At 63.2% G+C, this 12,073-nt stretch carries 8 protein-coding genes; 4 read left to right on the plus strand and 4 right to left on the minus strand.

Annotated elements, in window-relative coordinates; translation table 11 throughout:
* Window positions 1-30 precede the first annotated feature (30 nt).
* Genes AAGD32_00155 through AAGD32_00165 form a run of 3 tightly spaced genes read left to right on the plus strand, consistent with a single transcriptional unit; the run spans window position 31 to window position 3,633 of the window.
* Window positions 31-1,386 carry a glycosyl hydrolase gene (locus AAGD32_00155; protein MEM8872644.1) on the plus strand — a complete coding sequence of 452 codons (1,356 nt, stop codon included), beginning with the start codon at window positions 31-33 and terminating at the stop codon, window positions 1,384-1,386.
* Window positions 1,386-2,150, plus strand: coding sequence for a 3-ketoacyl-ACP reductase (locus tag AAGD32_00160; GenBank protein MEM8872645.1), 765 nt, complete (start codon window positions 1,386-1,388; stop codon window positions 2,148-2,150). Before AAGD32_00155 ends, AAGD32_00160 begins: the two co-directional genes overlap by 1 nt.
* Window positions 2,151-2,178: 28 nt before the next feature.
* A complete protein-coding gene (locus AAGD32_00165) occupies window positions 2,179-3,633 on the plus strand; it encodes a sulfatase (GenBank protein MEM8872646.1) in 1,455 nt (484 codons plus the stop codon).
* On the opposite strand, the gene AAGD32_00170 is transcribed toward AAGD32_00165, so the two are convergent.
* Window positions 3,608-5,665, minus strand: coding sequence for a GH92 family glycosyl hydrolase (locus AAGD32_00170; protein ID MEM8872647.1), 2,058 nt, complete (start codon window positions 5,663-5,665; stop codon window positions 3,608-3,610). The genes AAGD32_00165 and AAGD32_00170 overlap by 26 nt on opposite strands.
* A 476-nt stretch (window positions 5,666-6,141) precedes the next feature.
* Complete coding sequence (locus AAGD32_00175; GenBank protein MEM8872648.1) at window positions 6,142-6,984, minus strand: helix-turn-helix domain-containing protein; 843 nt, start codon at window positions 6,982-6,984, stop codon at window positions 6,142-6,144.
* A gap of 116 nt (window positions 6,985-7,100) precedes the next feature.
* On the opposite strand from AAGD32_00175, the gene AAGD32_00180 reads away from it, so the two are divergent.
* Window positions 7,101-7,931, plus strand: a complete 831-nt coding sequence (locus AAGD32_00180; GenBank protein MEM8872649.1) for a phytanoyl-CoA dioxygenase family protein — start codon at window positions 7,101-7,103, stop codon at window positions 7,929-7,931.
* On the opposite strand, the gene AAGD32_00185 is transcribed toward AAGD32_00180, so the two are convergent.
* Window positions 7,928-9,109: a 3-dehydroquinate synthase gene (locus tag AAGD32_00185; protein MEM8872650.1), complete on the minus strand. Its 1,182-nt coding sequence runs from the start codon at window positions 9,107-9,109 to the stop codon at window positions 7,928-7,930. The two genes, AAGD32_00180 and AAGD32_00185, sit on opposite strands and share 4 nt — an antisense overlap.
* Window positions 9,110-9,189: 80 nt before the next feature.
* Window positions 9,190-11,727, minus strand: coding sequence for a hypothetical protein (locus AAGD32_00190; GenBank protein MEM8872651.1), 2,538 nt, complete (start codon window positions 11,725-11,727; stop codon window positions 9,190-9,192).
* Window positions 11,728-12,073: the final 346 nt, after the last annotated feature.

Consider the following 12,073-nt stretch of genomic DNA (forward strand, 5'->3'; position numbering starts at 1 on the left):
AGCACGAACGGTCCGAGGTACTCTATGAGCGTGATCAAGCACAACCCTGACCTCTCGCCGGCCGACCTACTCCCGGCGATCGAACGCATGTGGGACTTGTCCGGTCGGAAGATCGAACGCATTGAGGCGTCCGCCGATCAGCGCGACGGCAAGACGCCGGTGTTCACCGTGAACGGTGTCTATCAGCCGCAGGGTTGGACCGAGTGGACGCAGGGCTTCCAGTACGGCAGCGCGGTGCTGCAATACGACGTCACCGACGAAGATCGCTTCCTGCAGATCGGCTGGCGAAACACGCGCGAGAAGATGCACAACCACGTCAGCCACGGCGGGGTACACGATCACGGCTTCAACAACCTGAGCACCTACGGCAACCTCCTGCGGCTCGGCCGGGCAGGGCGGTTCGATATGTGCGAGGACGAAGAGGCCTTTTACACACTCGCGCTGCAGATCAGCGGCGCGGTCCAGGCGGCGCGTTGGACGAAGACGGCCGACGGTGGGGGGTTCATCCATTCGTTCAATGGGCCGCAGAGTTTGTTCGTCGACACGGTGCGCAGCTGCCGGATCGTCGCGGTGAGCCATCTGCTCGGACACCGCCCGCTCGGCGAGCAAGATGCACTCCTCGACTTGCCGTGGCGGTTGAGGGAGCACTTGCGAAAGACGGCCGAGTACAACGTGTTCCACGGCGAGGGCCGAGACACGTACGACATCCGCGGCCGGACGGCGCACGAGACGCTTTGGAACCCTGTGAGCGGAGCATACCGATGCCCGTCGACGCAGCAGGGTTACAGCCCGTTCAGCACGTGGACGCGTGGCTTGGCGTGGGCGATGGTCGGCTTCGCGGAGCAGCTCGAACTCGCGGCCGAGCGTCCCGAACTCTACGACGACGAGATCCTCAAGCTGATGCACAAGGCCGCGGCAGCAACGTGCGACTTCTACCTCGAACACACGCCGACCGACGGCGTGCCATACTGGGACACGGGTGCCCCAAGCCTCGACAAGATCGGCGATTGGCGCGGCAAGCCGAGCGATCCGTTCAACGATCACGAGCCGATCGACAGTAGTGCCGCCGCGATCGCGTGCCAGGGGCTCATTCGCTACGGCCGACTCACGGGCGAGGCCAAGTACACTGCCGCCGGGCTGACCACCCTCAAGACGCTGCTGGACGAACCGTATCTCTCGACCGACGCCGACCACGAGGGACTGTTGCTCCACAGCATTTATCACCAGCCGTTCGGCTGGGACCATGTGCCCGAAGGTTCCAAGATCGCCCGCGGCGAGGCGTGTATGTGGGGCGACTACCACCTGCGTGAAGCGGCGTTGCTCGTTCAGCGGTTCGCGGCGGGTAGGGATTACCGGTTCTTCGACTGTCTCGGAGGCGATAAGTGATGAGTGATGATCGACGCGTGGTGATCGTGACCGGTGGGTCACGCGGCATTGGCCTGGGTATCGCTAAAAGCCTTGCCCAGGAGGGTTGTTCGGTCGTCATCAATGGCCGCAAGCCGACGGCCGACGAAGCGCTCGCGGAACTCGGGGAGCGTGCGTATTACGTCTCGGCGGACATCGGCAGCGCTGAAGATCGGCAAAAGCTTGTCGATGAGACGGTTGCGAAGTTCGGCCGCATCGACGCTCTGATCAATAACGCCGGCGTCGCCCCCGATGTCCGCGCGGACATCCTCGACGCCGACGAAGCCAGCTTCGAGCGGCTCGTCCGGATCAACACGCAGGGCCCGTACTTCCTCACGCAGGCCGTCGCCAACCAAATGCGCAAGCAGCACGAGGCCGACGCGCGGTGGCGGGGAAGCGTCGTGTTCGTCACATCGGTGAGCGCGACCGTCGCGAGCGTGAACCGCGGCGACTACTGCATCAGCAAGGCCGCGCTCGCGATGGCGACGCAGCTCTGGGCGGTGCGCCTGGCCGAGTTCGGCGTCGGCGTGTACGAGGTCCGCCCAGGCGTGATCAAGACCGACATGACCGCCGGCGTCACCGACAAATACGACGCGTTGATCGCCGACGGCCTGACCGTCGAGCCGCGTTGGGGCCAGCCCGAAGACATCGGCCGAGCCGTGCTGCCGTTGGCACTCGGGCAGTTCACTTACGCGACCGGCAGCGTCGTGACAGTCGATGGCGGGCTGACGATCCCGCGGTTGTGACGCAACACGTTTCTGCGACGATAATCGCATGAAATGTGTCATGCTGATGTTCGATTCGCTCAATCGGCACATGCTCGCGCCGTACGGTTGCGACTGGACCCACACGCCCAGCTTCCAGCGGCTTGCCAATCGCGCGGTGACGTTTGAACGAAGCTACGTGTGCAGCATGCCTTGCATGCCGGCGCGACGCGACCTGCACACCGGCCGGCCCGGATTTCTTCATCGCGGATGGGGCCCGCTCGAGCCGTTCGATCGCAGCGTGTTTGACACGCTTCGTGATCAACAGGGCGTGTATTCACATCTTGCAACGGATCACTATCACTACTTCGAGGATGGCGGTGCGAACTATCACTGCCGCTACGACACATGGGAGTTGTTCCGCGGTCAGGAAGGCGATCCGTGGATTGGGCAAGTCGCCGAGCCGGAGATCCCCGATAACGTCAACGGAAAGGGACGTCGTCAGGACTGGATCAACCGGCCGTACATGCAGCCGGACGAGAAGCTAAGCCAGTCGCTGACAATCGATGCGGGGCTGACGTTCATCGATCGCAACGCAGCCGAAGACAACTGGCTGTTGCAGGTCGAGTGCTTCGATCCGCATGAGCCCTTCTTCTGCGATGACCAATGGCTTGACGTGATCGGATCGCCGGATTTCGAGCGACCGTTGTACGACTGGCCCGACTACGGCCGAGTGCCGGATGATCCCGCACTCATTGAGCAAGCGCGCCGGCGGTACGCCGCGCTGCTGGCCAAGTGCGACGACTCGCTGGGCAAGGTGCTCGACGCGTTCGACCGCCACGACATGTGGAAGGACACGATGCTCGTCGTCTGGACCGACCATGGTATCCTGCTCGGCGAGCACGGTTGGATGATGAAGAACGATCCGCCGATGTACGAGCAGATCAGCCACACGCCTTTGTTCATCCACGATCCGCGTCGGCCGGTCGGGGGTGAGCGGCGGAGGGCGTTGGTCCAGCCGGCCATTGACCTCGCGCCGACGTTGTTGGGGTTCTTCGGTGCCGAGTCAGACGCGACGTTGTTGGGCAAGGATCTTGGGCCGGTCCTCGCTGACGACACACCGGTGCGCGACGCGGCGATCTTCGGGTACCACGGGCGGGGTGTGAACATCGTCGGTGACACGCACGTCTACTACCGTGGCGGCCGTGAGGACACGCCGCCGGCGTCGACGTACACAATGCAACTCACGGCGATGAACTCCCGCTACGAGTTGCCGCGGCTGCTGCAAGTCGAGCCGGCCGGTCCTTTCGACCACACGCACGGCGTCTCGGTTTGGCGCGTGCCGCACAAGGACTTTCCCGGCTCGAACGACACGCTTTTGTTCGACCTGTCGCACGATCCCGACCAGGCGTCGCCGGTCGACGACCTTGAAATCGAGCGGCGGATGTGCAGCCAGATGGCGGCCTTGATGCGAGAAGCCGACGCGCCGCCGGAACAGTTCATACGCCTCGGTGTGTCGCCTTGATCACGTCAGCGTGCGCGACGGTGCCGGTCGTTTCGACGCGCGGCAAGTGAATCACATGGCCATCGTCGGCGTGCAGTACGACATCATCGAACAGGCTCGGCAGGCGTGTGTAGCTCGGGTCGCCCGGACAGTGCGGGAACAGGCCGATCGCCGCGAGGACGTACCACGCGCCCATCTCGCCGTTGTCTTCGTCGCCGGGATAGTCGTCGGGCGAGTACAACTCATCGAGCACGCGCCTGACCAAGCGCTGCGTCACGTCAGGCCGACCGACTCGTGCGGCGGTGAACAGCATGCCATGCACGGGCTGATTCGAGTGCGCATATTGGCCGAAGTTCGCCCCGGCCATCTCGGCCATCTCGTGGATGACCTTGCGGTAAGTACCGACCTCGAAGTGCGGCGGGGTATCGACCATGCGTTGCATCTCGGCCGCCAGCGCGTCCGAACCGCCGAAGACGTCGGCGAGTCCCCGCGGATCGTGCGGCACCGCGAACCGGTATTGCCACGGCCCGCCTTCGCGATATGGGCCACCCCAGAGAAACTCTCGGAACGGTTCGACGAACTGCCCGTCCATGTCACGCGGCCGAAAGAACTTGGTCACGGGGTCGAAGAGCGTGCGCCAATTCTCGGCGCGCTTGCGGAACGTCGCCGCGTGTTCGGTTTCGCTCAGCACGTCCGCAACCACGGCGACGCACCAATCGTTGTACGCGTAGTCGAGCGACCGGCACACGCTGTCGAGCCCGTCGACTTCGGGGCAATAGCCGCGCTCAAGGTACTCGGGCAGTTGCTGTCGGCCGTACACGCCGTCGGGGTGTCCTGGAACGGTCGCGTCTTTGAGCATCGAGGCGAACGCGGTCGCGTGGTCGAAGCCCTTGATGCCCTTGGCGATGGCGTCGGCAAAGACGGCAGCCGAGTGGGTACCGACCATGGCGGCGCGATGGCCGGGACTTGCCCATTGGGGCATCCACCCGCTCTGCCGATATGCGGTCAGCCAACCGTCGAGAGTTTCACCGAGCTTGGTCGGCCAAGCCAGCGAGAGCAGGGGGTAGACCGTTCGGCTCGTATCCCAGAATCCGTTGTCGGTGACGAGGTGACCCGGCTTGACGCCGCCGGTGTACGGACTGCGATGGACCGGGTTGTCATCCGCGTCGAACTCGGTGAGCGTGCGCGGGAAAAGCAACGTGCGCCAGAGACAGGTGTAGAACGTTCGCCGTTGGTTGTCGGTGCCGCCGGTGATTCGGACACGATCCAGTTCAGCCCGCCAGGCGGCTTCGGTCTCGGCACGAACGGCGTCGAAGTCGCGCCCGCCGATCTCGCGGTTGGCGTTTCGTTGGGCCTGCTCGTGGTCGATGAAACTCGTCGCCAGCGTGACATGAACCGGACCATCCCCGGCGTCGAAACGCACCACCAACGCACCATTGACACGCTCGATCGAAGTGATCGACCGATCAAGACGCACGACATATCTACACGCAAAACCTTCGGGTAAGTTCACGCCGTCGCGGGCGGTGCCGTGGAGTTCGTGGTCGCCGTGTTGGTGAACTTCACATACATCGGTGGTCAGATTCACCAGCAGGTGTGCGTCGGCGTCGGCCGGGTAGTTGAGACGGAGCATGCCGCACCGGGCCGTCGCGGTCAGCTCGCATCCGATGCCCGAAGCGGCGAGACGGATGCGGTAGTCGTGTGGTGCGCTGTGCTCGGTGTCGAGCCGGTAGCAGTCGGCACGGTCGGCCGGATGTTCCTGCACGGTTCCGACGCCTGGCAGGACGGAGACACTGCCGTAGTCGCCAACCCACGCCGAGGCCGCATGGGTCGCGACGAAGCCGTCGAGGCGGTTGATCGGCCAGTCGCGCCGCCGGGTGAATACCTGTCCGCCTGGCCGGTTCATCGGTGAGAAGTACGTCATTCCCCACGGCACACCGACCGCCGGGTAGGTCAGACCCGTCGAGTAATCACGCTCGGATTCGGACCCGCAAAGCGGATTGACGAGTCTCACGGTGTCGGTCCATGGTTGGTCGGCTGGTGTCGCGGGCATCGTGGCCGGACAACCTAACGCAAGCCACAACAACAGGCACGCGCCGCCGAGAACAAGCCGGTCGGATGGACCCTCGATGACCGTGTTGAAGTTGGCGTCCGATAATCGGCCTTATGTTAAATCCAAGCGTTGGCGTGTTGGGCTTATGTGCGGGCGCTGCGCCATGTGCTGTTTCCGCACGGCCGGATGCTCACCCCTACGCAACTCGTGCAGCGGTACGGTGCTGCACGAGCTTCTGTTGAGGCTGTCGCTTGAAGGTTGCCATCGTGGACTCCTACTCGAACCGACCGTAATTCCAACACTCGACTTTAGTCGACGTTTGATTTCGACATCTGCCTGATGTCGGGCGCAACAAGGCTCGGTAGCTTTGGAATCGAAGAAAGCTCATAGCTTCGTTGACTTGCAGAGTGTGTATTGCATGACTGACTAAGTGATGTCGCTAGCGGCAACAGCCCATGGCGAATGATCAGAGCCGCTTACCCCGGACGTGATTGGCGGTACGCCCGTGGCGTGGTGCCGCGGACTTCGCGGAACTGGCGGTTGAAGTGCGAGAGATTGGCGTAGCCAGATTCGGTAGCGACGTGCGTGATTGGCAGGTCGGTTTCGTCGAGCAGTTTGCACGCACGACCGATACGGATTTCGCGGGTCCAGTCGGTGAAGGACCGGCCGGTCGCGCGTTGGAAGAACCGGCAGAATGCTGACGGCGTCAGGCCGATGTGCCGCGCGACCGTCCGCTGTTCCGGCGGAACGCCGTCGCGCTTGCGGCGGGTTTCAACGAAACGGATAGCCCTGTCGAGCCGAGACGCATCGACCACGTTGCTGGTTGTTTCGGTCAGGTATCCGTCACTCGCCAGTGGCCGGCCGCGCTTGTGCGAGAGACGGTCGAGGAGTTGGTACAGCCCGACCAACCTGTCGAGCGATGATGCCTCGGTGAGTTCGACAAAGGCCGACCGTTCTTTCGGCGTACAACGAAACGCAAGTCCGCGGCGAGCATTTTCGACCAGCCGCCGGCAACGTTTCAGTTCCGGGCGGTCCGCGAGTAGTTTCGTTTGGAACTGCACCACGATCGAGATGTCGTGTTTGGGTGGATCGGATTGCCAAGTGTGCGGGACGTTCGGGCCGAGCAACACCACGTCGCCGGTGGCAAATGCTTCGATGCTGTCGCCGACGAATCGTCGGCCGATCCCTTGCTCGATGAGCGTGAGCTCGACCTCATCGTGACGATGCCATGTGAACGGGAAGCCGCGCGGTGACACCGATCGGGAGACGCGAAACGAGCCGTCGATCGGCAATCGGATGTGCTCTCGGCTTGGCAGCATGCTGGTGCAAGATACTCCACAACACCGGGTAGTTCTCGCATGGACAATCAATTGAGTATCAGAAATGGCCAAACGTGGTGAAGCTGGGATGGGTGCGACAGTTTATCTTTCCAGCCATGAACACCACCGCGGATCAACTCAGCCTAGATACGTTGATCGATGTCACCCCGGAACAGATTCGCCAGTTCCGTGAGGATGGCTTCATCAAACTCAAGCACATTCTCACCCCGGACGAACTTCGGCACTACGGCGATGCCATCACGGATCATGTGATGGCGAACAATCCCCACAAGGATCGGCCGCTTGAAGAGCGCGATACCTACGGCAAGGCGTTCATCCAACTCGGCCGGATCTGGGAGAACTCCGCGGTCGGCCGTGAACTGACGCTCAGTAAACGGCTCGGAAAGATCGCCACGGATCTCATGGGAACGCGCGGCGTCAGGCTCTATCACGATCAGGCCCTCTACAAGGAGCCCGCCGGCGGATTCACGCCATGGCACGTTGATCAGCAATACTGGCCGCTTGCAACGAGCCAAACCGTCACCGCATGGATCCCGTTGCAGGCGACGCCGATCGACATGGGCCCGCTCGAGTTCGGCAAGGGCAGTCACCTGAAGAACATTGGCCGTGATCTGGAGATCGGCGAGGACTCCGAGCGCCGCATCCGCGACGCGATCAAGGAGCACGGCGTCGTCTCCAGCTTCGAGCCGTACGACCTCGGCGAAGTCAGCTTCCACTACGGCTGGACGCTCCATCGCGCCGGCGGCAACACGACCGACCAACCGCGCAAGGTCCACACCATCATCTACATGGATCGCGACATGACGCTGCTCGACCCGAAGACCGAGAATCGCAAACGCGACGCGGCCAGCTGGTGCCCCGGTGTTCAGCCCGGCGAAATCGTCGACAGTCCGCTCAATCCGGTGATCTTCGACTATGACGCTTAGGCCGCGTCGATCGCATCGTTGACCGGTTCGTCGCCGCCCTGCTCACGGACGGCGTCGATCGCTTCACGCATCGCGACGGCATCAATCTCATGCACGTTGATCGGCTGAGCGATGCGCTTGAGCAGCGTAATCGTGAGTCGACCGCCCAAGTGTTGGCGGAACTCTTCGAGGCCGCCGAGTAGTTCGTCGGTCCGCGTTAGGGCCGAGTGCGTCAGTGGCAGTTGCAGGTCTGTGAGACATTGGACCACGCGCTGCGTGTCGCCCTCGGGGAAGCCCTGGGTGAGCGTCGAGTAGTAGCAATCGATGGCGACGCCGATGCCGACCGCTTCGCCATGGCGCAGGGCGAAGTCGGTCATGGGTTCGAGCCGGTGGGCGGACCAGTGGCCAAAGTCGAGCGGGCGTGCTTCGAGCATCTCGAACGGGTCGCCGCCACGGGTGATGTGCATCAGGTGCCAGAATGCCGAGCGTTCGATCGCGCGGAAGCTGGCGATCGGCTCGCGGTCCGCAATGGCCTCCGCGTCTTCGCAGAGCTTGTCGAACTCGCCGGCGTCCTTGAGCAGCGCGACTTTGACCGCCTCGGAGAAGCCACACCGGAAATCCCTATCCGACAAAGTCGCTAGCAGTGCCTCGTCATTCAGCACGGCCCAGGGTACGGCGAACGTGCCTTGCCAGTTCTTCTTGCCGTGGAGATTGACGGCGTTCTTCACGCCGATGCCGCTGTCAGCTTGGGCGAGGGTGGTGGACGGCAGCCGGACCAGACGGATGCCGCGGTGGGCGATCGCTGCCGCGAAGCCGACGGTGTCGAGGACCGCCCCGCCGCCGATGACGACAATGTAGCTGCGTCGGTCCAGGCCGTGCGCTTCGATCGCAGCGAGCAGTTGTTCGACGACGACCGGGTCGTTCTTCGAATCCTCCCCGGCGGTGACGCGGATGGTCTCCCCGACGATTTCCAACCGACCATCGAAGCGATCGCCCAATGCGTCGATCTTGTGTAGCAGCGTGCCAGCTTCGTCGATGAGCCCGTCGTCGACGACGAACATCACACGCGGGCGGTCATCGGCTTCGAGCACGTCGATCAGCGCGTCCGCGTCGTCGCCCAGGACGTCGCGCGTGAACACGACCCGGTGCGTGAACGGCACCGTGAAGGACATGCGATACATCTGGCGGGCGGACGACATTGCAGGGAGCATCGGTAACTACGACGCCGCGACATCGGCAGATGTTGCGGACGACCGACAATAGGTTCCTGCCCGAGGGATCACTCGCGGACGGCTTCGACGTAGATCGTCTTCAAATCATTCGACCAATCGAACTGCGTCCCGCCAGCGACACGCGTGGTCTCGATTTCGGCGATGCGATTGCCGAGGGGATCAAGGGCGAAGAGTGTGACGTCCTCGAACGGAAGCGTGATCGTCGCCGGCTGGACTTCGACGAGCACGGGGCCATGGCCCCAGTTGGTGCCGAAGGTCGTGCGGGCTTCGTTCCAGCCCATGTTCTGGTTGGACGCCCGGCTGATGTAAGTCAGCAACATGCGGTCACTGTCGGCCAGATCATCGTCGTTGAGCGTGACGGCGATGAACGACCCGAATTCCAGCCCGGCCGGCTCGGCGGTCAGCGTGATCCCGCCGGCGTCGATCGACTTGCCGCCGATGAAGCCGCTGACCACGACCGCCCCGTCGCCGACGGCGGTGTACACGCCGTCTTCGGTAACGTTGAGCGGGGAGGTGCTTCCGCGTGCTTCGGTGCGGTCGACTTTCGTTTCCTCGACCGGTTCCTCCGGATCGAGGTCGATTGCGACGCGGTACCACGCGAGGTCTGCGTCGGCGAAATCGCCGCGCCGCCACGCGGCGTTCACGTCCTCGACCGCCTTCCACAACGGCACCGGGGCACGCAGCGTCGCGGCGGTGTCGATCGGGTCGATGAGCCCGTTGCGGAAGATCAACGCGGCCGCCGGATAGAAGCCGGCCTTCGCGGGGTTGTTGTTCTGGTCGAAGAAGCCGGTGATGCGATCGACGTCGGCGCCGATCGCGGCGATGGAGAATGTGTAGAGCGCGTCCCAATCCTGTGCCGCGCCGAAAGTCGCAAACAGCGGGATGTACTCCGCGGTGAAGTCACTCGGGGCCGGGTGATCATATTCGCTGACGGTGAACGGCTTACCGGCGACGCGGTACTTGGCCAGGCCGAACGAGCCGGACCGCCCTCGCGCAAGCTCGGCGATCATCGACGAGTTTTCGATTGTCCAGTTGTTCGGATCCCAAGCCTCGCCGCCGAACTGCGGGTGCTGCCAGTATGCGTGTGTGTCGATGAAATCGGAGTCGGCTTCGCGGACGTAAGCGGTCGCCCCGCCCCATTGCACCTGCGAGTCGGCGATGGGTACGCGTACGCCGATCTCGTTGCGGATCAGGTCGCGCATCTGGTTCGTGAACGCCAACTCGGTGTCGGTCAGGAATGCGATCCAGTCACGGCGCTGGTTGGGTGTCGACGCGGTCGGCATGCCGATGGTGCCGTCGGCGAGTGTTTCGCCCGCGCCCATCTCGAACGTCGGCGCGCCCGGCATCAACTCGATGTCCTCGAGTACCACCTTGCCCACGTCGTTGCCGACGCTGAAGGAGATGCGGGCGTGGTCGGGGATGGCGTTCTGAGCGACGAACGTTGCCTCGACGACGCGTGGGGTTTCGTTGAGGGTGACGGTGTTGTTGAGGCCGAGGTTGGTCCATTCGGGAATGTCGAGGTTGGTGCTGAATCGCATGAGCTTCGGCTTGTCCTCGTTGAACGTCGAGACACCGGGCGCGGACGCGGTGAAGCGGAGTGTGTAGGTGTCGCCGTTCTCGATGGTGAGTCCGGTGATGAGCGCCTGGGCATGCCAGTCGGTGCCCGTCACGTTCGTGACGTCGATGACCGCCCCGCCGTTGGCCGGCGTGATGTCGAGCGTCGTGCCGTTGTGCTCGTCCTCGACCCAGGTGGGATCCTCGGGGACAACGCTCGCGCCGAGTGGTTGGGTCGATCCCGTCCATGACTCGATCAGCCGCGCTTCGCTGTCGTACTTGTCGCCGAGCCAGACGTTCCATTGCCGCACGAGTTCTGATTTGAACGGCTCTGGCAGCCGGTCCCAGTCCCCGCCGAGCGGCTGGCCGGGCCATTCGTGCATGATGCTGTTCTCGTTGTTGATCTCCACGAACGCCACCACGGGATCGTCGGCGTACCGCAGCCCGGTGTAAGGGTTTACATGGCCGAGCAGGTCACGGGCGTACTGCTTCTGCAGCTCGATCATCCGCGGTTCGAAGCGGTCGACGCGCTTCTGATGCGTGTAGCCGATGTCTTTGATGCTCTCGGGGAAGCCGTCTTCGGGGGCGAGTTCCTTGCTGACCTTCAGGTTGATGTTGACGTAGATGCCGTTGCGTTTGAGGGCGGCGATGAGGTAGTCGAGCTTATCGAGTTCGACGGGGTTGAAAGCTTGGTGCTTGCCCTCGGAGTTGTCCCAGATCGTGCCCGCGCCGCCGGGGTACATCCAGTTGTTGTCGAGGTGGTGGAGCCGCACGAGGTTGATGCCCTTCTTGGACAGGTGCGCGGCGAACGCGTCGGCGTCCTCTTTTGTCGGAAACGCCTCGCCGGCGCCCATGTTCGTTGCGAAGAACCGGATGCGTCTGCCCGTGTCGGATTCGACGAACACGCCGTTGCGCGTGGTAATGAAACCGTTGGCACCCGCGGGTTTGGTGTTGAGGCGCGAAACGTCGATCGCGGTCCCGTTTGGTGCGGCGTCGTTGGGGATCACGAAAGGAAAAGCGTCGTCAGCCACGGTGCGATCCTCGGGCTCGAACTGAGCGAGGGCTGGCGAAGTCAGCGCAAAACAAGCCGCGGCGGCAATGATTGAACGGTTCATGGATGTCCTCCGGTGGTTTGACGCGAGCATAACCGCAACCCCCTCGCTTTCGCACCCCGAAGGTCAACGGGCATCACGGACAAAGTCGTGCCCAAAATTTTCACGTTTCGTGGCATCCACATGTGACAGGAATCTGGTATGAATTGCGCCAGCGACCTGAGGGAAACGGTCGCTGACTTGCGGCCGTTTTGTGTCGCGGCGGCCTCGATTTTCGCGGCAAACACGATCAAGGGCTCTTGACGTTGGTGAGCCCGGGTAGGAG

It is taken from the genome of Planctomycetota bacterium (assembly GCA_039182125.1).
GTDB lineage: Bacteria > Planctomycetota > Phycisphaerae > Tepidisphaerales > Tepidisphaeraceae > JBCDCH01.

Excerpts from the sequence above, each read along its gene's own strand:
- AAGD32_00160 (MEM8872645.1), top strand. The coding sequence starts at position 1,386 with ATGAGTGATGATCGACGCGTGGTGATCGTGACCGGTGGGTCACGCGGC.
- AAGD32_00165 (MEM8872646.1), top strand. The coding sequence starts at position 2,179 with ATGAAATGTGTCATGCTGATGTTCGATTCGCTCAATCGGCACATGCTC.
- AAGD32_00170 (MEM8872647.1), bottom strand. The coding sequence starts at position 5,665 with ATGCCCGCGACACCAGCCGACCAACCATGGACCGACACCGTGAGACTC.
- AAGD32_00175 (MEM8872648.1), bottom strand. The coding sequence starts at position 6,984 with ATGCTGCCAAGCCGAGAGCACATCCGATTGCCGATCGACGGCTCGTTT.
- AAGD32_00180 (MEM8872649.1), top strand. The coding sequence starts at position 7,101 with ATGAACACCACCGCGGATCAACTCAGCCTAGATACGTTGATCGATGTC.
- AAGD32_00185 (MEM8872650.1), bottom strand. The coding sequence starts at position 9,109 with ATGTCGTCCGCCCGCCAGATGTATCGCATGTCCTTCACGGTGCCGTTC.